The following is a 22,285-nucleotide window of genomic DNA, read 5'->3' on the forward strand; positions in this document are numbered from 1 at the left end:
TATAAGTTACCAAAATAATATAGGTACTGACTGAATGTCCGAAGACGCACAGGCCCCTCAAGAATACGGCGCAGATTCTATCAAGGTTCTCAAAGGCTTGGAGGCAGTTCGCAAACGCCCCGGCATGTATATCGGGGACACGGATGATGGCTCGGGTCTGCACCATATGGTGTATGAGGTTGTCGACAACGGGATTGACGAGGCTCTGGCGGGTCATGCTGACCATGTGACGGTGAAAATTCACGCCGATTCCAGTGTTTCGGTCAGCGACAATGGGCGTGGTATTCCGGTGGACATCCACCCGGAAGAAGGCGTGTCGGCGGCCGAGGTCATCATGACCCAACTGCATGCCGGCGGAAAATTCGACAGCAATTCGTACAAGGTGTCGGGCGGCCTGCACGGTGTGGGTGTTTCCGTGGTGAACGCGCTTTCGGATTGGTTGGAACTGCGTGTCTGGCGCAATGGCAAAGAGCATGTCGCGCGGTTTGAAGGTGGCGAAACCGCTGAGCACCTGAAGGTTGTCGGTGAATGCGGAGACCGGACAGGAACAGAAGTGCGGTTTCTGGCTTCGACCGATACATTCTCGAACCTCGAATACTCATTCGAGACATTGGAAAAACGCCTGCGCGAACTGGCTTTCCTGAATTCGGGCGTTCGGATCATCCTGATTGACGAGCGTCCGGCGGAACGGCTGGAAACCGAGTTGTTCTATGAAGGTGGGGTCAAGGAATTCGTTAAGTATCTCGACCGGTCCAAAACCCCCGCCATGTCCGAGCCGATCTATATCAAGGGCGAGCGCGACGATATCGGCGTGGAAATCGCAATGTGGTGGAACGACAGCTATCACGAATCTGTCCTGCCATTCACCAACAATATACCTCAGCGCGATGGCGGTACCCATGTGGCGGGTTTCCGAGGTGCCCTGACCCGGACGATCAACAACTACGCGCAGTCCAGCGGGATCGCGAAAAAGGAAAAGGTCAGCTTTACCGGTGATGACGCGCGCGAAGGTCTGACCTGTGTGCTGTCGGTCAAAGTGCCTGATCCGAAATTCTCGTCACAGACCAAAGACAAGCTGGTCAGTTCCGAGGTTCGTCCGGCGGTTGAGGGTCTGATGAACGAAAAACTTGCCGAGTGGTTTGAAGAAAACCCGACCGAGGCCAAGGCGATCGTCGGCAAGATCATCGAGGCTGCGCTGGCACGCGAGGCCGCGCGCAAGGCGCGTGAACTGACCCGCCGCAAAACGGCGATGGATGTGAACTATCTGGCGGGCAAGCTGAAGGATTGTTCCGAAAAGGACCCCTCCAAAACCGAAGTCTTCCTTGTTGAGGGCGATTCAGCCGGAGGGTCGGCGCAAACGGGCCGTGACCGGCTGACTCAGGCGGTTCTGCCGCTGCGCGGTAAGATCCTGAACGTGGAACGCGCGCGGTTTGACCGGATGTTGTCCTCGCAGGAGATTGGCAATCTTGTCATGGCGCTGGGCACGGGTATTGGCCGCGATGAGTTCAACATCGAAAAGCTGCGTTACCACAAGATTGTCATCATGACTGACGCGGATGTGGACGGTGCGCACATCCGGACCCTGCTGCTGACGTTCTTCTACCGGCAAATGCCTGAGCTGATCGAAGGTGGGTATCTCTATATCGCGCAGCCGCCACTTTATAAGGTTTCGCGCGGTAAATCAGAGGTTTATCTGAAAGATCAGGCGGCGCTGGACGATTATCTCGTCAATCAGGGGATCGAGGGTGCCGTGCTGAAACTGGGATCGGGCGAAGAGATCATTGGTCAGGATCTGGCCCGCGTGGTGGACGAAGCGCGACAGTTGAAGCGTGTTCTGGACGCCTTCCCGACACACTACCCGCGCCACATTCTGGAACAGGCAGCCGTTGCCGGTGCCTTTGTGCCGGGTGCGGTGGACGCCGACCTGCAAGGGGTGGCTGACAAGGTTGCCGCCCGTCTGGATCTGATCGCGTTGGAGTATGAGCGTGGCTGGCAGGGCCGGATCACGCAGGATCACGGAATTCGCCTGGCCCGCATTCTGCGTGGTGTCGAAGAGGTTCGCACCTTGGACGGCCCGATGCTGCGGTCGGGGGAGGCCCGCAAAACAGGCAGCTTCACGCAAAGCCTGCAAGAGGTCTACAACACATCGGCCACGTTGATCCGCCGTGATCGTAGCCAATTGATCCACGGTCCGCTGGACCTGTTGCGCGCCATTCTGGAAGAAGGGGAAAAGGGCCTGTCCCTGCAGCGCTACAAAGGTCTGGGAGAGATGAACCCCGACCAGCTTTGGGAAACAACTTTGGACCCGGATGCACGCACGCTGCTTCAAGTGCGCGTAGACGATATGGTGGAAGCCGACGATCTGTTCACCAAGCTAATGGGTGATGTTGTCGAACCTCGTCGGGAATTTATCCAGAAAAACGCTTTGAGCGTCGAGAATCTGGATTTCTGACGGTGTGTTGTTGCGGATATTCATGGATCCAATTGCGACGGAATAAACCCAACGCCTTGCGTCACCGCCAGTGTTTGGGATGCGGACGCTAAGACGTGGCGTTCGTCTGCTGGCGATTGGGAATAAGTTGCATTTGGGCACCGCACAATAGCCTGAGAGCCTGTTTGTTCGATGGGTTCTCTGTAGTATGCAAACTTATGGGCAAATCGTGCAAAGTTATGCGCAATTACCGCGCAGAGTTATGGGCAAGCTTCCAAGATTTTCTTCAATGAAATCAATGTTGGGAATGCTGCATTATGCGCACACCTACAACGGTGTAAAGACCGACGTGCTACCTGTTTGGGGCTGAAGTCAATCTGTGCAATTGCTGATCGAGCGATGTGCATCTTGGATGGCACTGGCCATGCTTCAACGTGCGGGCTCTGACCTATCAGTCGACGTAACGAAACTGTGGTAAAGCCTGCTCGGTTGCTTCTAACCTTTGCCGGGCGAGGTAGCGGCAGGAATGGTTGCGGCGGATGTTCAGCAAAGTACTAAAAATGACCGGCAGTGCGGTGGTTCTGGGCGGGGTAGCTTTGATTGGCTACCTTTGGTTCGCACCCCCGGATCTTTTGAAGGTTGGAACCAACTACTCTGCCAAGATTGTCTGTTCGAACGTTTTCATTGCTGGACGGGATCCTGACGAAGTTCTGGCTGTGGACGTGCAAGCACCCGGCCACCCTCTGCTGGGGCAAATCTCAATAGAGGTGGATCGGGAAGCGCAGACTGTGAAAGCGCGGATCTTCCGGTTTTTTGCACCCGCGACATCGCAGTTTCGTCAGGGGCTTGGCTGCACAAATGTTCATGAGGCTGATCTGAGCAACCAGACACTTTCCGCGCCTGATCCGCTGCCAGCAGGACTATGGCCAAACGGGAATGACGTTGCCTTGTCCCAAGACCCGAAGCTTCAGATTGTACTGTCGAATGACAGTTTGGTGGGCGAAGGATTTCGCGCAGTTGTGGTGGTTCGAAACGGGCGCATCATTGCTGAACGGTACGCAGCTGGGTTTGATGCGGATACCCCGTTACTGGGCTGGTCCATGACCAAGACAGTTACGGCCGGATTGATCGGCACCTTGATTGAAGCGGGTCAAATGAGATTGTCAGATACGTTTGTCGACAGCTTTCCCGATTGGGCCGACGACGCAAGGCGCAACATTACCGTGGCTGATATGCTGGCGATGACAAGCGGGCTGCAATGGGATGAAGAATACGGCGACGTTTCAGACGTAACACGCATGCTGTATCTTCGTGACGGTATGGCCGAATTTGCTGCCGGGCGCGTTGCTGAATCCAGTATTGGAACGGACTTCAACTATTCCTCGGGCACGTCCACGATGCTGTCTCGGGTTTGGCAGGACAAGTTGGGCGACGGTGGGCTGAGCTATCCGCACAACGCGCTATTTGCGCCGATTGGCATGACATCGGCGGTTATCGAGACGGATGTCAGCGATACCTTCATCGGGTCCAGTTATATGTATGCGACGGCGCGTGACTGGGCCCGGTACGGGCAGCTTTTGCTGCAAAAAGGGGTTTGGAAGGGCTCTCGGATATTACCAGAAGGTTATGTGAACTGGATGTTCGAGCCGGTTGATGCTTCGGATGGCAAATACGCCAAGGGCCACCTTTGGCTGGAAGCACCCGGAGATTTGCCACCTTTTGAAGATGCCGTCTGGTTGCAGGGGCATGATGGTCAGTCCATCGGTATTTTCCCCTCTCATGATATGGTGATTGTGCGATTGGGATTGACGCCGTCCCGGCTGGGTTACTCATCCTTGCCGCTGGCCAAGGAACTGATTTCCGCATCTGGAAGCTAGCGTGCCAGGGTGCAAAAACCTGTTGGCCGCGACAGACAGATCACGCCTGACTGGCAAGTATTTCGACAAATACATCCTCGATCAGGACACAGGGTCGCAGGAGAGTGTCTTGCAAGTTGTAGGCATTTAGTATACCGCGGCATACAAAATTAAGGCGCTGGTTTGTTACCCGCCAGCGCACCAGCTAAATGGTCGGAACCGTCATGAGCCTATATACAGAATACCTGAACGAGATTGAGACGCGCAAAGAGCAAGGTTTGCACCCCAAACCCATTGAAGACGGTGTGCTGCTTCAGGAAATCATCGAGCAAATCAAGGATGTTGAAAACGTTCACCGCGCCGAGTCTTTGACCTATTTCATCTATAACACGCTGCCGGGGACAACCAGCGCAGCTGGTGAAAAGGCACAGTTCCTGAAAGAGGTCATATTGGGTGAAGCCTCGGTCGAAGAAATCTCGCAGGCCTTCGCGTTCGAGCTGCTGTCACATATGAAAGGCGGCCCCTCGGTCGAGGTTCTGCTGGATCTGGCGCTGGGCGATGATGCGTCGATCGCAAATCAGGCGGCAGAGGTGCTGAAAACGCAGGTGTTCCTGTACGATGCGGATACCCAGCGCCTCAAGTCTGCTTTTGAGGCCGGAAACGCGATCGCAAAGGACATTCTGGAAAGCTATGCCAAGGCCGAGTTCTTTACCCGGCTGCCTGACATTGAAGAGGAAATCAAGGTTGTGACCTATGTCGCGGCCGAAGGAGACATTTCCACCGACCTTCTGTCGCCCGGTAATCAGGCGCATTCTCGTGCGGATCGGGAACTGCATGGCAAATGCATGATCACACCGGCGGCACAGGCCGAGATTCAGGATTTGCAGAAACAACACCCGGACAAACGTGTCATGCTGGTCGCCGAAAAAGGGACCATGGGCGTCGGGTCGTCGCGCATGTCCGGCGTCAACAACGTCGCCTTGTGGACCGGAACGCAAGCCAGCCCTTATGTTCCCTTTGTGAACATCGCACCAGTTGTCGCGGGAACAAACGGAATCTCACCGATCTTTCTGACCACCGTTGGCGTGACCGGAGGTATCGGCATTGACCTGAAGAACTGGGTCAAAAAGCTGGATGACGACGGCAACCCGATTCTGAACAACGACGAAAGTCCTGTCCTTGAACAGAAATACTCGGTCGAAACCGGAACCGTTCTGACCATCAACACAAAGGACAAGAAGCTTTACAACGAAGCAGGCGATAAAGAGCTTGTCGATGTATCGTCGTCCTTCACGCCGCAAAAGGTCGAATTCATCAAGGCTGGCGGCTCTTACGCGATTGTCTTTGGGAAGAAGCTGCAGACATTTGCGGCAGAAACCCTTGGCGTTGCGCTGGAATCTGCATTTGCTCCGTCCAAGGAAATCTCACACGAGGGTCAGGGCCAGACAGCTGTCGAGAAGATCTTCAACAAAAACGCGGTTGGCGTGGCTGACGGAAAGGTTCTGCACGCGGGTTCGGACGCTCGGGTTAAGGTCAATATCGTTGGGTCGCAAGACACCACTGGCCTGATGACCGCGCAGGAGCTGGAAGCTATGGCGGCAACAGTGATCTCGCCCATAGTTGATGGCGCATATCAGTCCGGGTGCCACACAGCGTCGGTTTGGGACGCAAAGGCGCAGGCGAACATTCCTAAACTGATGAAATTCATGAACAACTTTGGCCTGATCACTGCGCGTGATCCCAAGGGTGTTTACCATTCGATGACAGACGTAATCCACAAGGTGCTGAACGACATCACCGTGGACGACTGGGCCATCATCATTGGCGGCGACTCGCACACCCGCATGTCCAAGGGCGTAGCGTTTGGCGCGGATTCGGGCACCGTTGCGCTGGCGCTGGCCACCGGTGAAGCCACGATGCCGATCCCTGAATCGGTTAAGGTGACCTTCAAGGGCCAGATGGCAGACCATATGGATTTCCGCGATGTGGTTCACGCCACCCAGTCGCAGATGTTGAAGACATTCGGTGACAACGTCTTCCAGGGCCGGATCATCGAAGTTCATATCGGCACCTTGCTGGCGGATCAGGCGTTCACCTTTACCGACTGGACGGCCGAGATGAAGGCCAAGGCCTCAATCTGTATTTCCGAAGATGACACGCTGATTGAATCTCTGGAAATCGCCAAAGGCCGCATCCAGATCATGATCGACAAGGGTATGGAAAACGAAGCTCAGACGCTGCAAGGTCTTATCGACAAGGCGAATGCGCGGATCGCGGAAATCAGGTCGGGTGATAAGCCGGCCCTGAAACCCGATGAAAACGCCAAGTATTTTGCCGAGCTCGTCGTTGATCTGGATGAGATCGACGAACCGATGATTGCCGATCCTGACGTGAACAATGCTGACGTATCAAAGCGTTACACCCACGACACTATCCGCCCGGTTTCCTACTACAAGGGTGAAAAGAAGGTCGATCTGGGCTTTGTCGGGTCGTGCATGGTGCACAAGGGCGATCTGATTATCGTCTCGCAGATGCTTAAGAACCTTGAAGAGGAACAGGGCACTGTCGAGTTCAAGGCCCCGCTGGTTGTTGCGGCACCGACCTACAACATCATTGATGAGCTGAAAGAAGAAGGCGAGTGGAGCATTCTCCAGAAATACTCGGGCTTTGAATTCGATGATCTGTTCCCGAAAAACAAAGCACGTACGGAGTATGAAAATATCCTGTACCTTGAGCGGCCCGGCTGTAACCTTTGCATGGGGAACCAGGAAAAGGCTGCAAAAGGGGATACCGTTCTGGCGACATCCACGCGCCTGTTCCAGGGTCGTGTTGTTGAAGACTCGGATGAGAAAAAGGGTGAGTCCCTGCTTGCGTCTACACCGGTTGTCGTACTCTCGGCCATATTGGGCCGGACCCCAACCGCCGAGGAATACAAGTCGGCGGTAAAGGGGATCGACTTGACCAAGTTCGCGCCGCCGATGGAAAAGCCCGCGACCGCGAAATCGGCTCACTTCTGAAGACGTTTTGTACCTTGTAAGCCCGGTCGCCAATAAATGGTGGCCGGGCTTTTCCAACTGAATGACACTCCCAGCCTTTCGACACCTCGTCTTAGCAAGGATGGGTTATGCACCTGACACATCCGCTCAGGTTCCGTTTCGTCGGACCCTGTCAAAGAATGGGTAAAGGGCCGCGGGTCTTGGTCTGGCGAAGCACAAAGTTGCTGCGGGTGTCGCGGACAAGTCCCGATTTCAACAAGCGCTGCATGATGAAGACTTCAAGATCCTCGGGGGTTTTGGCGTAGACCTTCAGGATAAAGTCATGATCCCCGGTGATCGAGGCGCACTCCACGATTTGCGGCTCGGTCTCGACCAGACGAAGAAACGCCGAGATGCTGTTTTCCTGATGGTCTTTCAGTGCAACGTGGACATAGGCGATGGCATTCAAGCCTACAGCCTTGGCAGAGACCTGCGCGCGATACCCTGAAACCACCCCGGACGACTCGAGGTCACGGACGCGGCGCCAGCATTGCGACGCCGATAACCCGGTCCGGTCGGCAAGCTCCTGCATTGACAGACGCCCGCTGGCCTGAAGCTCTCGCAAAATATCGATGTCGGCTGAGTGAAGCATTTGGGCCGCAAATCGCAGTATCTCGGAATGTATCATTCATAATACGGGCGAAAATCAGAATATCAAAACAAATTCTCCGTGTGAGTTGAGGTATCCTGATCTCATGCAGGAGGATGCTGATGCCCAAATCGACGAAATATGTCGCCAAACTGGCGGATGAACATGGCCACATTACCTACACAGACGAAGAGAATGCGGTCTGGGCTGATCTTTACGCGGCACAGGAAGAAAATGTACGGCGCTATATGGCGCCGGAATACCTAAGCGGTTTGGCGCGACTGGACCTGCCGAAGACCAAAGTGCCTTCTTGTGCAGAAATTTCGAAACGGCTGCTGGACCTGACCGGCTGGCGGGTGCAGCCGGTTCCGGCGCTTATCGGGTTCAAGACGTTTTTCGGGATGCTGGCGGATCGGGTTTTTCCGGCCGCTTCCTTCATCCGCTCCCGGGAAGATTTCGACTATATCGAAGAGCCGGATATCTTTCATGAGATTTTCGGACACACCCCGTTGTTAAGCGACCCGCGTTTTGCCGCGTTCAGCCACGCCATCGGGCTAGCCGGAAAGCGGGCAGATGACGCGGATTATGCCTGGTTGATCAGGCTCTACTGGTTTTCGATCGAGTTTGGTCTGCGCCGCCAGAACGGTCAGATCAAGGCGTTGGGTTCAGGGTTGGCGTCGTCACCGACTGAACTGGTCTATGCCGTGACCAGCGACATACCCGATCGTGACCCGTTTGATGTTCTGACGATTCTGCGAACACCCTACCGGATCGACATGCATCAGTTGGGGTATTTTGTTCTGGATGACCCTGAAGAATTGTTTGAGGCCGCCGAACGGGACCTGCTGGCAGATGTTCGTCGTGCGCGCCGCCTCGGGCTGTTGCCGAACAAGTTTCCCGAAAAGGTAACCGCCGCCGAGTAGAGGGGGCCGCGTCTTTTCAAGCGTCAAGGTTTTTGTACATATAGGTTGTGGGCTCGAATTTTGGTTCAAATGGGTTCCGGCAGTAATTCGGTATTTCCCCCGCGATCTGAAACCCGAGGCTTTGATAAAGCAGCCGCGAGGGATCGGTGCTGCGCGTATCAAGTACGAGCATCGTGCGCCCCACCTCTCGCGCCCGAAGAACAAGCGCATTCATCAGGGATCGGCCTAACCCCCGCCGTCTGGCTTTGGGATGGACCAGAAGTTTCGCCACGTCGGCGCGGTGGGGTTGGTTGGGCATTGCCGCCGGGATCAGTTGAACGGTGCCTGTAATGCGGGGACCGTCATACGAAACGAATAAGTCCAGCTTACCTGACCTTAGACCGGGCTGTACGTTTTGGTGCCAGTACGCACGCGCATCATTCAGGGTAAACGGAAGTATGAAACCCACGCTGGCCCCATCATGAACACAGGCATGCAGAATTTCAGCCAGGTCATCCAGCGCCGCGTCAAAATCGTTATCGGTCAGGCGCGTGATCATAAAAGCACCAGCAGGTAACGTGCGCCACGCGACGCCCCTGTTTCAAACCGGGTCGGTCCCGACAGATGGTAGCGCAGGCAATCCCCGGCGTTCAGCGCGTGCGCCGTTCCATCAACCGTCAGGGTGAGCGCGCCGTCCATTAAGATCAGATGATGCTCTTGCCCCGATTTAGGAGGCACTTCGTAGGTGATGACCGTGTCCCGGGGCAGGTGGCATTCCAGAACCTCGGCGTTCAATCCATTTGCAGGTGGTGAAACAGCACGGCGGGTAAAGCCGGTTTCAGGGTCGCGCCACTCGGTCTGGCGTTCGAATGGAACCTTGGGGTCAAAGCTGTCTTCAACCATCATCAGCAGCCGCGAGATCGGCAGATCGTATGCAGCGCACAGACGGCCTAGATTGTCGGCTGTTGGGCTGACATCCCCTTTTTCCATACGGGACAAGGTGGCGCGGCTGATCCTGCTGTGTTCGGCAAGGTAATCCAAAGACCAACCACGCCCGCGGCGCAGCTCGCTCAGGCGATTGGCAAGGCGGTTTGACAGGGTGTCGGGCATTGCATTTTCGTGAAAAAATTTCTCATATACGAGAAAGTACACTAACAAATATCTCATATCAACGAAAAGGATGCGAACAAGTCGCATCCTTTTCAATAAGTCAACGCTAAGAAAGATTACTTCCAGCCAACTTCGTTAAAGATCTTCTGCGCTTCGGGGATGTTCTTTGCAACGTCTGAAAGGTTCACGTCGTCTGCCTTGAATTCACCCAGTGCCTTGACCGACTCGGCCAGTTCGACATTTGGAACTGCCGGGAACTCGTCATTTCCCGCCGAGAAGTATTTCTGCGCCTGATCGCTGGCCAGATACTCAAGGAACAGGATCGCGTTTTCCTTGTTGGGTGCATGCGCGGCGACCCCACCACCGGATAGATTCATATGCGCGCCATAGCTGTCCTGGTTCGGGAAGACCCAGCCGATCATATCGCGGTCTGCGGACAAGCCTTTGACGTCTGTGCGAATGGAGCGCGCGAAATAGTAGGTGTTCGAAACCGCGATGTCACACTCGCCCGAAACGATGCCGCGCAACTGGTCGGTGTCACCGCCCTGCGGGTCACGCGCCATGTTGGCGACAACACCCTCGGCCCAGGACTTGGCGGCCTCAGTGCCTTCATGTGTGATGATCGATGCCAGCAGGGTCTGGTTGTAGGTGTTGGTCGAAGACCGGATACAGACCATTCCCTTGTATTCCGGTTTTGCCAGATCAGCGTAGGTGGCCGGCGGGTTGGTCACGTTTTCCTTGTCGAAAAAGATGATCCGACCGCGTTGCGAGAAACCAAACCACTGATTGTCGCTGTCCTGCAGGTTGGCTGGAATGCGCTCTTCCAGTGTAGCGCTGTCGATTGATTGCAGGACACCTGCATTCTTGGCCCGCGCCAGACGCGACGTGTCCACGGTCAGCATCACATCGGCAGGTGAGTTCGCGCCTTCCGCTTCCATCCGGGCAATCAGTTCATCCGCTTTGCCTTCGATCCTGTTGATCTTGATGCCGGTTGCGTCTTCAAAGTCGGTATACAGCCGTTCGTCGGTGTCATAGTGGCGCGACGAATAGAGGTTTAGTTCGCCCTCGGCGGCGGCAGAGGTTGCGATCAGTGCCGACAGCGCGGCGGCCAGGCAGGTCGTGGATTTCAGCATTGTGTGCCTCAACAATTGAATTTCGGGTCGGTCATTAATCCGACTGATTTTCTCAATTATACGATTCTGGGCGGGATGCAAGTAAATCCGACTGATTTACTTGGTCAAAAGGTCGCTAGTGACGTTCATTATGCGATGCTCTGAAGGCATACGAGGGGCGGAAGGTTGGTGGTAACGTGGTCGAGGGACTTGGTCCAAGCGCTTCTAGCGGATATTTTGGCAAGACAGATTGTCCGAGAAAAAGAATATGCTGTCTTATTCACTTAAAGGAAGAACGTGAGATATGCCCGAAACACTGGCTGAAAAATTGGAGAAATCTAACCTTGGCCATTGGATGTCGCGCTTTGAAGGGTTCATGGTTTTTATTGGTGTGGTTGGTCCTTTTGCCACACTGCCGCAGCTCGTGAAGCTGTATTTGACGCATTCGCACCATGCCTCGGGACAGTCCTTGTTGTCTTGGTCGCTATATACCGCCTTATCCCTGCTTTGGTTTGCTTACGGCTTGGTTGTTGGAAAGCTTCCAATCTATGTCGGCAACGGGATTTCGATGGTTCTGAACTTTCTTATGGTCGTGGGCATTCTGATCCATGCAGGGATTACATTTTAGGCGCGGGTAGAACAAAAAAACCGCACTCGAAGGTGCGGTTTCTTTAAGCAGTGATGTGCAGTTCTTAGCCCTGACGAGCTTTGAACTTGCGCTGCGTCTTGTTGATCACGTAGACGCGGCCTTTGCGACGCACAATCCGGCAGTCGCGGTGCCGGTTCTTGAGCGAGCGGAGCGAGTTCTTGACCTTCATGGTCTGTCTCCAATCTGCGGCGCCTTCATCAAGGACGTGGCCAGCGCCTGGGTTACTCGGGTGCCCCGGACAACCGGAACAGTGAAACGATGGTGGGCGGTACAAGGATCGAACTTGTGACCCCTTCGATGTCAACGAAGTGCTCTACCGCTGAGCTAACCGCCCACTTTCCCTTTGCGTACCTTGCCCCATAACGAAATGGGGCGCGGATCCCCGCGCCGGTAGCGGGGTCTATAAAAGGAGTCGCAAAAGGGTTCAAGGGGTTTGGAAGAACAATTTTTCCGGTCTATGTTGATTACGAACACGGAGGGATCATGCAAAGCGCAGCCTATGTATTGGATATGCCCGAAAACCGCACCTCGTGCGTGGTTTTTTCATCGCCACACAGCGGGCGGGAGTATCCTGAGGCATTTCTGAACCGGTCCGTGTTGAACCGGAGCGTGATTCGATCCTCAGAAGACGCCTTTGTTGATCAGTTGTTCGCGCCCGCGGCGGAAAACGGTGCCCCTATGATCAAGGCGGCCATGCCACGTGCCTATCTGGATTTGAACCGCAGCCTGGATGAGCTTGACCCGGCCTTGATCAGCGGTGCCCGCAGGCACGGGCATAATCCAAGGGTCGCGTCAGGGCTGGGGGTGATTCCCCGCGTAGTTGCCAACGGTCGGGCAATCTATCGCGGCAAACTTACCATGGACGAAGCGCGCCTGCGCATCGACACCTATTGGCGCCCTTATCATGCGCGGTTGAAATCCCTGCTGGCCGAATCACACGAGATGTTCGGACAGGCAATTCTGGTGGACTGCCACTCGATGCCGCACGAGGCGGTGGCCATGGCGGGCACTGCGCGCGGAAGGCGGCCCGAGATCGTGCTGGGCGACCGGTTTGGCGCGTCCGCGTCGTCAGAGGTCGTCGATATCATTGAAGCCGCTTTCGCGGCAGCGGGACTCAACGTGGCACGCAATGCGCCTTTTGCCGGAGCATATGTGACGCAAACCTATGGTCGTCCCGGTCGCCAGCAGCACGCTGTTCAGATCGAGATCGATCGCGCTTTGTACATGGACGAAGAAAAAATCGCGCCCAATGCCAATTTCATGGCGTTCTCGAAGCTGCTCAGGCAGGTGGTTCGCGAGATTTCCAGCCTGGGTGCGAGCCCAGAGCGTCTGGCGGCGGAGTAGCTTCAGCGCAGCGCACGGCCCTTCATGATTGCTTCGGCCCCGAACCGCTGGCGAATCTCGTCCGTGGCCCGTTCGGCCTTGGATCTGCGGGCAGCATCCGGATCCAGCAAGTCGCCGGAAATATCCGCCTGATCCGCCGGGCAAAGGTCGGACAAACCACAGCCCAACAATCGATATGGCCCTTGATCGCCAACCTTATCGAACAGGCCCCGGGCCGTGCGGTAAATCCGGTCGGCAATCTGTGTCGCATCCCGCAAGGATACGCGCCGCGTCAGGATCTTGTGATTGGCTTTCTTCAGTTTCAACGTGACAACCCGACCAGCCAGATCCTTTGCCTTGGCGCGATCCGACACTTTCAAGGCCATCCGCCACAAATGGCCGTCCAGAATATCAAGGCTCGACGTATCTTCGAAAAATGTCGTCTCGTTGCTGATGGATTTCATCGGCTCATGCGCCGATACGCGTCGCTTGTCCTGACCCCGGGCCAAGTGCCACAGGCGATATCCCATTGAGCCGAATCGCGCGGTCAGCGCTTCCTGATCCCAACGCAGCAAATCACTGAAAGTTCTTATCCCTGCCTTGTCCAGCGCTTCTTGCGCAGCCGGGCCAATGCCCCAGATCAACCGTACGGGTTTGTCATTCAGAAACTCTGCCGTTTCCGCCTTGCCAATCACTGAAAACCCGCGCGGTTTGTCGAGGTCCGATGCGACCTTGGCCAAAAATTTGTTGTGACTTAATCCGATAGAGCCGGTGACACCGATTTCATCCTTCATGCGCTTGACCAGACGCGCCAGCATGACGGCCGGCGGCGCGCCATGCAGACGTTCGGTTCCCGACAGGTCCATGAAGGCTTCGTCCAGCGAAAGCGGTTCGACCACGGGTGTCAACTCATCCATCATGGCGCGGATGTCGCGCGACACCTCAGCGTAGACGGACATGCGCGGCTTGATCACGACGGCTTCGGGGCAGAGTTGCAAGGCCTTGAACATGGGCATGGCCGACCGGACGCCGCGAATACGGGCAACGTAGCAGGCGGTTGAAACAACGCCGCGCTTGCCGCCGCCAATGATGACCGGTTTGTCCGCCAGTTCCGGGTTGTCACGTTTTTCCTCTGAGGCATAGAAGGCATCACAATCCATATGGGCAATCGACAGGTCAAACAGTTCCGTGTGTGTCTTTACCCGCGGACTGCCACAGGCAGTACAGCGTTGTTCGTTTGACAATGTGGTCAGGCAATCTCGGCAAAGACCGGGCATCTGCGTCCTCATGCGTTCCGCAGTTGGCTTGGAGGTTCTTTATATCACCTGTGATCCTGGATCAAAGGCCCTGCTGACATGGTATGATTTGGAAAGAAGACCCCCCGCACATCGCGGGGGGAAGTAACGAACCTCAGGAAGAAGCGGTTCGTTGGGGAGTATTTCCCCTTCAGAATCTCTGAAAATCCTTGGTTTCGATAGGATGAAGGTTGTGCCGAGAAAAACTCGGGTTTTGAATGTGTGTTTTCTGGCACAGAGACGATTTGGCGCGGTTTTGTCAAAAAGTGACCTAAGGTCAACTTGTTGCGCGGAAAATCCAACGTAAAACACACCTGAAAGAACCGAGCGGTTTTAGCTGACCTTCAGAGAATTTAGTTCGGAAAGAACAGCCTCAGCAGCGGCTTTTGGGTCTTTTGCCTGATAAATCGGGCGGCCGACAACGATGTGATCTGCGCCTTCCTGAATGGCGCTTGCCGGGGTGGCTACACGTTTCTGGTCGCCAAGCGCTGCGCCAGCAGGGCGCACACCAGGGGTTACGATCAGACGACCTTCAGCCTGAGGCAGAACGCGGATCAGAGCGGCTTCCTGCGGGCTGGCGATAACGCCATCAGCACCGGCTTCAAAGGCTTTGGCCGCGCGCTCAACGACCAAGTCCTGCACATCACCGGATCTCAGAAGGCTTGCGTCCAGATCGTCGCGGTTCAGCGAGGTCAGGATGGTCACGGCGAGGATCTTCAGGTCTTTACCCGCAGCACCTTCTTTGGCAGCGCGCACCACATGAGGGTCACCATGCACGGTCAGAAAATCCAGATCGAATTGCGCCAATCCCCGCACGGCATTTTCAACTGTGTTGCCAATGTCGAATAACTTCATATCCAGGAAGATGCGCTTGCCGTGATCCTGTTTCAGTTCGTTGGCCAATGCCAGCCCGCCACCGGTCAGCATACCCAGCCCGATCTTATAGAAAGAAACACTGTCCCCCAAACGTTCTGCCATGGCCAACCCTTGCAGAGCGTTGGGAACATCAAGGGCTACGATCAGGCGGTCATCAGACATGGGGGGCGCTCCTTTTTGGCAAACGTCTGCGTCCTAGCGGCTTCGGGCCGCTCTGTCCATCTGCTAAGCCGCGCAGGCAGCTTCAAATCGTGTTATCGTGCTCTGTATTGAAAACTCGAATTCAAAATAAGGGGCGACAAATGAAAAAGCTGGTTTTGTTGGGCGCGTTGATTGCACTGGCCGCATGTAATGAAACGCCGCCCGAGGAGACGGATACAGGGGCTGCACCTGTGCCGACCAATGACGATTTGCGTTTGGTTGGTGGTTACAGGTCCGAGGATGATTGGTGTCAACTTACTGGTGAAACGGCGTTTACCGGCAATTTCCTGGACCATACGGCAGATCTGGTTTCTTGCCCGACGGGAAGTGCGGCAGCCCAATCTTTGGTGAATGATCTGGGTGCCGTTCAGGTCGCCGAGACCGGTGGTTATTCAGTCTATACCATCCAGCGCGAATAGGTCGATTTCTGTGTTTTAGCCTCTTGAACCACTGAAGATATTTCCCAGATTGAATGTGAGGCTTCGACCGACATGTGCTGCCAGGCGGGCATGTCAAAACGGGGCGCTTGGAAAAGGAGAATATCATGGACTTGAACAAGTTCACCGAGCGGGCACGGGGATTCGTGCAGGCAGCGCAAACCATTGCGCTGCGCGAGGGGCACCAGAGGCTGGAGCCTACGCATATACTCAAAGCACTGATGGATGACGATCAGGGGTTGGCCAGCAACCTGATCACGCGCGCGGGTGGGGCCCCGAACCGCGTGGTTGAAGCGCTGGACACCGCGATGGGGAAAATCCCCAAGGTCAGCGGCGACGCGAGCCAGATCTACATGGACGGCCAGACCGCCAAAGTACTGGACGAGGCTGCAAAGTTGGCATCAAAGGCGGGCGACAGTTTCGTGCCGGTCGAACGCGTGTTGATGGCGCTGTGCATGGTGAAGTCCAAGGCCAAGGATGCATTGGACGCCGGAGCCGTATCAGCGCAAAAGCTGAATGAGGCGATCAACGACATTCGCAAGGGTCGCACCGCTGACAGCGCGTCGGCGGAAGAAGGTTATGACGCGCTCAAGAAATACGCACGTGACCTGACCGAGGCTGCGGCCGAAGGCAAAATTGATCCGATCATCGGTCGGGATGAAGAAATCCGCCGCTCGATGCAGGTTCTGTCGCGTCGCACCAAGAACAACCCGGTTCTGATCGGTGAACCCGGCGTCGGTAAGACCGCGATTGCCGAGGGCATGGCCCTGCGCATCGTTAACGGCGATGTGCCGGAATCGCTGAAGGACAAGAAGCTGCTGGCGCTCGACATGGGCGCGTTGATTGCTGGTGCGAAATACCGTGGTGAGTTCGAAGAACGCCTCAAGGCCGTTCTGACCGAAGTGACTGAAGCTGCGGGTGAAATCATCCTGTTCATCGACGAGATGCACACGTTGGTCGGTGCCGGGAAGTCTGATGGTGCAATGGATGCGGCCAACCTGATCAAGCCTGCGCTTGCCCGGGGCGAGTTGCATTGTATTGGTGCGACCACGCTGGACGAGTACCGCAAATACGTGGAAAAAGACGCTGCCCTTGCGCGCCGGTTCCAGCCTGTAATGGTACAGGAGCCGACGGTCGAAGATACGATCAGCATCCTGCGCGGCATCAAGGAAAAGTACGAACTGCACCACGGTGTGCGTATCTCGGATTCAGCGCTTGTTTCAGCGGCGACCCTATCGCACCGCTATATCACTGACCGCTTTCTGCCCGACAAAGCCATCGACCTTGTCGACGAGGCGGCATCGCGTCTGCGGATGGAGGTCGACAGCAAGCCCGAGGAACTCGATCAACTCGACCGGAACATCCTGCAGATGCAGATCGAGGAAGAGGCGCTGAAGCTTGAAGATGACGCGGCCTCGAAGGACCGTCTGGAAACCTTGCAAAAGGACCTGGCCGATTTGCAGGAACGATCCGCCGAGATGACCGCTCAGTGGCAGGCCGAACGCGATAAACTGGCGGGTGCCCGTGACCTGAAGGAACAGCTCGACAAAGCGCGGGCTGATCTGGAGATCGCCAAGCGTGAAGGCAATCTGGCGAAGGCAGGTGAGCTGTCTTACGGCGTCATCCCCGAACTTGAGAAAAAGCTGACCGAGGCCGAAAACGCCGAAAGCAACGCCATGATGGCTGAGGAAACGGTGCGCCCGGAACAGATCGCTTCGGTGGTCGAGCGTTGGACCGGTATCCCGACCTCGAAAATGCTGGAAGGTGAGCGCGAGAAGCTGCTGCGGATGGAAGACGCTCTGCATTCCCGCGTGATCGGTCAGGATGCAGCGGTGACTGCTGTCGCCAACGCCGTGCGCCGTGCACGTGCGGGTCTGAATGACGAAGGCCGTCCGCTGGGATCGTTCCTGTTCCTTGGACCAACCGGCGTGGGTAAGACCGAGCTGACCAAGGCCGTGGCGAATTTCCTGTTCGATGACGACAATGCGATGGTGCGTATCGATATGTCCGAGTTCATGGAGAAACACGCGGTTGCCCGTCTGATCGGGGCTCCTCCGGGCTATGTCGGTTATGACGAAGGCGGTGTGCTGACCGAAGCCGTGCGGCGCAGGCCCTATCAGGTCGTGCTGTTTGACGAGGTTGAAAAGGCGCACCCGGATGTGTTCAACGTGCTGTTGCAGGTTCTGGATGATGGGGTTCTGACCGATGGTCAGGGCCGCACCGTGGACTTCAAGCAGACGCTGATCATCCTGACGTCGAACCTTGGGTCTCAGGCGCTCAGCCAGTTGCCCGATGGCGCGGACAGCGCGCAGGCACGCCGTGACGTGATGGATGCGGTGCGGGCACATTTCCGGCCCGAGTTCCTGAACCGTCTGGACGAAACGATCATCTTTGACCGCCTCAAGCGGGCCGATATGGATGGCATCGTCGATATCCAGATGGCGCGTCTGCAAAAGCGCCTGGCGGCCCGCAAGATCGAACTGGCCCTGGACGATGGTGCCAAGGAATGGCTGGCCAATGAAGGCTATGACCCTGTCTTCGGAGCCCGCCCGCTGAAACGCGTGATTCAGCGCGCCCTGCAGAACCCGCTGGCCGAAGCGCTGTTGGCCGGTGAGATCAAGGATGGTGAGGTTGTCCCGGTCACCGCCGGGGCTGATGGCTTGATCATCGGTGACCGGTTGGGGACGTCAGAACGGCCCCGCCCGGATGATGCAGTGGTGCATTGATTTAGGAACGAACGGAAGACCCGCCGCATTGGCGGGTCTTCTTCGTCTGAATCTACGCTCTTCGACGCGCTAAAATTCCCTGGCTTGTCCGGGACGGTGGGCCTGCGGGAAATGAGTGCTCGCCTTCACATTCGAATCCAGCTTTGTCCAGTAGTCCCAGAATCTCTTCTCTGGCGAATGTGCGATGTCGCCATTGCAGCCAGATAATCGCATTGCACCAATGCGGCTTGGACACCACCAGATACAATCGACCATCAGGGTGCATCAAATCGTGAATCTGCTCAAGTGCGCGCAACGGATCGGGGCAGTGTTCGATGACATGCGCAGCCAGTGCCACATCAGCGGGTTCCAGAACGACAGAGCCTAACATGCCCTGCACAAGTCTTGGCTCGATACCCCGCGCCTGTAACGCGCTTTGACCGTGTTTCAACATGGCTTGACTGGGTTCGAGAAGGGTTACTTCGGCAGATGATCCATGAGTAGCAACCCAGGCTTCTGCAAACGAGGCCGTCCCGGCACCGATATCAACAACCCGACTGTTTTGCTCTGTCGCGCGCTGACTTGCTGACAGAAAACCAAGATACGCATCGTAATAACCAAGGGCACGCATCTTATCCCGCCATTTTGGTGCAGCGGTATCATAGCGCCGTGTGGTGTCAGACTTGGTCTTGCCCATTGGCTGGCTTGCTCTCAGTGCCTACCACTCATGGAATGCGCAGATGGAAACTGACCCACTGAAGAAAGCGGGCCAGTTTCGCCAAACGTCAGTTTCATCAGATCAGCGCAAGTATCCGCGCCGGACCTCCGGTGCCGCCTGCGTGTTTCGGTGCGCCAATAACAAGTGTTGCGCCTGACGCGGGTACCTGATCCAGATTGGCCAGGCATTCGATCCCGAACCGGCCGGATGGCAACCAGGCATAATGGGTGGCGAAATCCGCAGACATGCCGTGATCCAGTGACAAGGTGTCAACGGCAATAGACCGGGCTCCGGTTTCCTCCATCAGCATCTGCGCAGCTTCAACGTGAAAGCCCGGGTAATGCTGCGCTTCACCGTCGAAATTGCGGAACGCGTCCGTTGCCGTTTTGCCAGCCCACCCAGAGTGCATGGCGACACAAGCGCCGTCTGGTATATCGCCATTGGTGGCTATCCAGGCTTTCAGGTCATCAGGGGTTAAACGCGTATCGGCGTCTTCTGCTGCGCGGGCAGCGATATCGACCACGCAAAGTGGTGCGACCAGATCTGAAACCGGGATTTCATCGACCGAAGCCCCATCCGCAGAAAAGTGCAGCGGGGCATCTATATGCGTGCCCGTATGCTCATTGATTGACAAATTGAACAGATTGAATCCGTGCTCCGCGAAATTGAATGCCTGTTCGGCCGAGATACCCGGCTCTCCGCCCCAGGTCGGGAACTCCGGGCTGAGCGTGTGGGTCATGTCTTGGACACCGCCATGCCCCGCGGCCAGTGCGGCCGGTGCCATAGCCCTGGTTGCGGCAGCCGCAACACCCGATGCCGCCGCGGCTTTGAAGAACCCGCGCCGGGACAGCATCCTGTCTTTTACGGCGTTCATTACACAGATATCACACATTTTTCGTCCTCCCATTGCGGCCACGCGGCTGCAAAAACAGGCCCGCCACACTGTTGATCGCGTATGGTGCCTGTCTGACAGAGTGCAGTTTTGGACCCGCAGTTGTAAAGACTGCAGGCAGACAACCCGGCTGTTGCCCTCCGTTCAGAGCCAGCTCTGAGTGAATCGTATATCCCCAACGAAATGTTCGAGCACTGAGAGTTGGCTCAGGTCGTGACAACCGCTGAAAGCGGGCAGAGCGCGGCACAATCCGCCTGTCTGGGCCTGTCGCCACTCGGAACGTTACAATCACGTCGCTCAAACGTGACGCCTGTTTCCATGGGTCTGTGCTATCAGCACCCTAAGTCTGTAATGACAAACAAATACGACGGAGACCTAGATGGCGCATCGCTGGACCAATACATTAACACATGCCGACGTCACCCCACGGGCGTCCTTCCTGAACCGTCGGCAGGTCATGGCCGGGATGGCGGGTGTTGGTGTGGCGGCAATGGGCCAACCAGCTGCGGCGCAGGATGCGCTGGAGCCGAACACCTGGGATGAGATCACGAGTTACAACAATTATTATGAGTTCGGGACCGGAAAAGATGACCCGGCGAAATATGCGCATACGCTGGTGACCGAACCCTGGAGCGTAAAGATTGACGGTCTGGTCGATCGTCCTGGTGAGTATGATTTCAAGGACATCCTGTCCGAGATGACGATCGAAGAACGCATCTATCGCTTCCGTTGCGTTGAAGCCTGGTCGATGGTCGTACCATGGAACGGGTTCGAACTGGCCGATCTTCTGAAAATGGCGGGGGTGAAAGACGGCGCGAAATACGTAGCGTTCGAAACGGCCCACCGCCCGGATGAGATGCCGGGAACGCGCTATCCCATTCTGGAATGGCCCTATCGCGAGGGTTTGCGCCTGGACGAGGCGATGCATCCGCTGACGATCATGGCCACTGGTATCTATGACAAGCCGATTCCAAATCAGAACGGCGCGCCATTGCGTCTGGTGGTGCCGTGGAAATACGGGTTCAAATCGATCAAATCGATTGTCCGGATCACGCTTGTTGAAGAAGAGCCGCCCACGAGTTGGAATATGGCCAATTCGCGAGAATACGGTTTTTATAGTAATGTAAACCCGAACGTTGATCATCCGCGCTGGTCGCAAGCCTCCGAACGTGAAATCGGCGGCGGCCTGTTTGCCTCGCGCAAACCGACGCTGATGTTCAACGGTTATGAAGAAGAGGTCGCCAGCCTTTATGAAGGTATGGATTTGGCCAGGAACTACTAGAATCATGCAGGCCATCAATCAGACACTCCGGCGTATTCCGGTATGGGCCGTTTATCTGATGGGCGCGCTGCCCGCGCCCTGGCTGTTCTATCTTGGCCTGACTGGCGGTTTGGGAATCGAACCGATTGAGGCGCTGGAACACCGCTACGGCGAACTGGCTTTACAGTTGCTGATTGCCGGGCTGGCCATCACATCCTTGCGCCGATTTGTGGGCTTGAACCTGGTGAAGTTCCGTCGGGCCATTGGGGTGCTGACTTTTGTATATGTCAGCCTGCATCTCCTTGTCTGGCTGGTTCTGGACGTTCAGCTTCCCAGCCAGATTTGGGCGGATATCCTCAAGCGTCCTTATATTACCGTTGGAATTGGGGCGTTTCTTTTGCTGTTGCCTCTGACGGCAACATCCAACAACTGGTCGGTGCGCCGACTGGGGCCGCGTTGGCGCAGGCTGCATTGGCTGGTGTACCCGGCCGCTTTGCTGGGCGGCCTGCATTACGTGATGCTGGCAAAAGGGTTTCAGATCGAGCCGCTGATCTATTTGGCAGCTATAGTCATCCTTCTTGCCCTTAGGTTGCCGATTCCAAGCCTGTCACTCCAGTCCAACACAGCAGATTCTGCCTGACTCGGAAGCGAGTCTGTGAGTAACATTGTAAACAAGGCGATAAAGTGCGGAACCCCATCTGTGTTTTCGACGATTCCGGCGCGCTTCCGCCTGATTGTGAATGGTTAACATGTTGAAAATAAATAATTATTTTTGAAATCGGCATTTTCTTTTGTTTTCGTGCATTTTCCGCTTGCGGGTTTTGAGAGTAATACTTAGAACCCCCTTCACCGGCGCAACTGAGGTTGGCCTGACGGACTGGAAAGACGGTTGA

General features: G+C 56.0%; 19 protein-coding genes and 1 tRNA gene. 10 read left to right on the forward strand and 10 right to left on the reverse strand.

Annotated elements, in window-relative coordinates:
• Nucleotides 1-34: 34 nt before the first annotated feature.
• From gyrB to ACR0M9_RS15160, 3 genes are all read left to right on the forward strand, one after another.
• Nucleotides 35-2,452, forward strand: a complete 2,418-nt coding sequence (gyrB, locus tag ACR0M9_RS15150; RefSeq protein WP_480539388.1) for a DNA topoisomerase (ATP-hydrolyzing) subunit B — start codon at nucleotides 35-37, stop codon at nucleotides 2,450-2,452.
• 518 nt (nucleotides 2,453-2,970) lie between these two features.
• Entirely contained in the window at nucleotides 2,971-4,308 is a 1,338-nt protein-coding gene (locus ACR0M9_RS15155) for a serine hydrolase domain-containing protein (protein ID WP_480773997.1), read from the forward strand.
• A 203-nt stretch (nucleotides 4,309-4,511) separates the two neighbouring features.
• Nucleotides 4,512-7,304: a bifunctional aconitate hydratase 2/2-methylisocitrate dehydratase gene (locus ACR0M9_RS15160; RefSeq protein WP_480773998.1), complete on the forward strand. Its 2,793-nt coding sequence runs from the start codon at nucleotides 4,512-4,514 to the stop codon at nucleotides 7,302-7,304.
• Between the two features lie 151 nt (nucleotides 7,305-7,455).
• Here the strand turns inward: ACR0M9_RS15160 and ACR0M9_RS15165 are convergent, their stop codons facing one another.
• Entirely contained in the window at nucleotides 7,456-7,914 is a 459-nt protein-coding gene (locus ACR0M9_RS15165; RefSeq protein ID WP_209507270.1) for an Lrp/AsnC family transcriptional regulator, read from the reverse strand.
• 119 nt (nucleotides 7,915-8,033) lie between these two features.
• Between ACR0M9_RS15165 and ACR0M9_RS15170 the strand changes: the two genes are divergently transcribed.
• Nucleotides 8,034-8,834, forward strand: a complete 801-nt coding sequence (locus tag ACR0M9_RS15170; RefSeq protein WP_480773999.1) for a phenylalanine 4-monooxygenase — start codon at nucleotides 8,034-8,036, stop codon at nucleotides 8,832-8,834.
• Between the two features lie 16 nt (nucleotides 8,835-8,850).
• Here ACR0M9_RS15170 and ACR0M9_RS15175 read toward each other — a convergent pair whose 3' ends face one another.
• The 3 genes from ACR0M9_RS15175 to ACR0M9_RS15185 all read right to left on the reverse strand — a co-directional run bounded on the left by ACR0M9_RS15175 (nucleotide 8,851) and on the right by ACR0M9_RS15185 (nucleotide 11,056).
• Nucleotides 8,851-9,372: an N-acetyltransferase family protein gene (locus ACR0M9_RS15175; RefSeq protein WP_480774000.1), complete on the reverse strand. Its 522-nt coding sequence runs from the start codon at nucleotides 9,370-9,372 to the stop codon at nucleotides 8,851-8,853.
• Entirely contained in the window at nucleotides 9,369-9,923 is a 555-nt protein-coding gene (locus ACR0M9_RS15180) for a helix-turn-helix domain-containing protein (protein WP_480774001.1), read from the reverse strand. The genes ACR0M9_RS15175 and ACR0M9_RS15180 overlap by 4 nt, the downstream gene beginning before the upstream one ends.
• Before the next feature lie 116 nt (nucleotides 9,924-10,039).
• Nucleotides 10,040-11,056, reverse strand: a complete 1,017-nt coding sequence (locus tag ACR0M9_RS15185) for a Fe(3+) ABC transporter substrate-binding protein (RefSeq protein ID WP_480483955.1) — start codon at nucleotides 11,054-11,056, stop codon at nucleotides 10,040-10,042.
• Nucleotides 11,057-11,339: 283 nt separating this feature from the next.
• On the opposite strand from ACR0M9_RS15185, the gene ACR0M9_RS15190 reads away from it, so the two are divergent.
• A complete protein-coding gene (locus ACR0M9_RS15190) occupies nucleotides 11,340-11,663 on the forward strand; it encodes a SemiSWEET transporter (RefSeq protein ID WP_267365035.1) in 324 nt (107 codons plus the stop codon).
• A gap of 64 nt (nucleotides 11,664-11,727) precedes the next feature.
• Here the strand turns inward: ACR0M9_RS15190 and ykgO are convergent, their stop codons facing one another.
• Nucleotides 11,728-11,853 carry a type B 50S ribosomal protein L36 gene (gene ykgO / locus ACR0M9_RS15195; protein ID WP_008755722.1) on the reverse strand — a complete coding sequence of 42 codons (126 nt, stop codon included), beginning with the start codon at nucleotides 11,851-11,853 and terminating at the stop codon, nucleotides 11,728-11,730.
• Nucleotides 11,854-11,943: 90 nt separating this feature from the next.
• Nucleotides 11,944-12,018 (reverse strand) — tRNA-Val (locus tag ACR0M9_RS15200).
• A 149-nt stretch (nucleotides 12,019-12,167) separates the two neighbouring features.
• Here ACR0M9_RS15200 and ACR0M9_RS15205 point away from each other — a divergent pair.
• Complete coding sequence (locus tag ACR0M9_RS15205; RefSeq protein WP_480774002.1) at nucleotides 12,168-13,028, forward strand: N-formylglutamate amidohydrolase; 861 nt, start codon at nucleotides 12,168-12,170, stop codon at nucleotides 13,026-13,028.
• A gap of 2 nt (nucleotides 13,029-13,030) precedes the next feature.
• Here the strand turns inward: ACR0M9_RS15205 and ACR0M9_RS15210 are convergent, their stop codons facing one another.
• Nucleotides 13,031-14,284 carry a DNA polymerase IV gene (locus tag ACR0M9_RS15210; RefSeq protein ID WP_480774003.1) on the reverse strand — a complete coding sequence of 418 codons (1,254 nt, stop codon included), beginning with the start codon at nucleotides 14,282-14,284 and terminating at the stop codon, nucleotides 13,031-13,033.
• Nucleotides 14,285-14,635: 351 nt separating this feature from the next.
• On the reverse strand, nucleotides 14,636-15,340 hold the full coding sequence (gene pyrF / locus ACR0M9_RS15215; protein WP_480774004.1) for an orotidine-5'-phosphate decarboxylase: 705 nt from the start codon (nucleotides 15,338-15,340) through the stop codon (nucleotides 14,636-14,638).
• 140 nt (nucleotides 15,341-15,480) lie between these two features.
• Here pyrF and ACR0M9_RS15220 point away from each other — a divergent pair, with 140 nt between their 5' ends.
• Together ACR0M9_RS15220 and clpB are read left to right on the forward strand one after the other, a co-directional pair.
• Nucleotides 15,481-15,798 carry a hypothetical protein gene (locus ACR0M9_RS15220; protein WP_209599181.1) on the forward strand — a complete coding sequence of 106 codons (318 nt, stop codon included), beginning with the start codon at nucleotides 15,481-15,483 and terminating at the stop codon, nucleotides 15,796-15,798.
• A 125-nt stretch (nucleotides 15,799-15,923) separates the two neighbouring features.
• Nucleotides 15,924-18,542 carry an ATP-dependent chaperone ClpB gene (gene clpB, locus ACR0M9_RS15225; protein WP_480774005.1) on the forward strand — a complete coding sequence of 873 codons (2,619 nt, stop codon included), beginning with the start codon at nucleotides 15,924-15,926 and terminating at the stop codon, nucleotides 18,540-18,542.
• Nucleotides 18,543-18,594: 52 nt separating this feature from the next.
• Here clpB and ACR0M9_RS15230 read toward each other — a convergent pair whose 3' ends face one another.
• A complete protein-coding gene (locus tag ACR0M9_RS15230) occupies nucleotides 18,595-19,218 on the reverse strand; it encodes a class I SAM-dependent methyltransferase (protein WP_480483959.1) in 624 nt (207 codons plus the stop codon).
• A 97-nt stretch (nucleotides 19,219-19,315) separates the two neighbouring features.
• Entirely contained in the window at nucleotides 19,316-20,131 is an 816-nt protein-coding gene (locus tag ACR0M9_RS15235) for a cyclase family protein (protein WP_480774006.1), read from the reverse strand.
• A 379-nt stretch (nucleotides 20,132-20,510) separates the two neighbouring features.
• On the opposite strand from ACR0M9_RS15235, the gene msrP reads away from it, so the two are divergent.
• On the forward strand, nucleotides 20,511-21,413 hold the full coding sequence (msrP, locus tag ACR0M9_RS15240; RefSeq protein ID WP_480539374.1) for a protein-methionine-sulfoxide reductase catalytic subunit MsrP: 903 nt from the start codon (nucleotides 20,511-20,513) through the stop codon (nucleotides 21,411-21,413).
• A 4-nt stretch (nucleotides 21,414-21,417) separates the two neighbouring features.
• Complete coding sequence (gene msrQ, locus ACR0M9_RS15245; protein WP_480587089.1) at nucleotides 21,418-22,032, forward strand: protein-methionine-sulfoxide reductase heme-binding subunit MsrQ; 615 nt, start codon at nucleotides 21,418-21,420, stop codon at nucleotides 22,030-22,032.
• The last annotated feature ends 253 nt before the right edge of the window (nucleotides 22,033-22,285 follow it).

The organism is Ruegeria sp. CH2 (genome assembly GCF_056537065.1).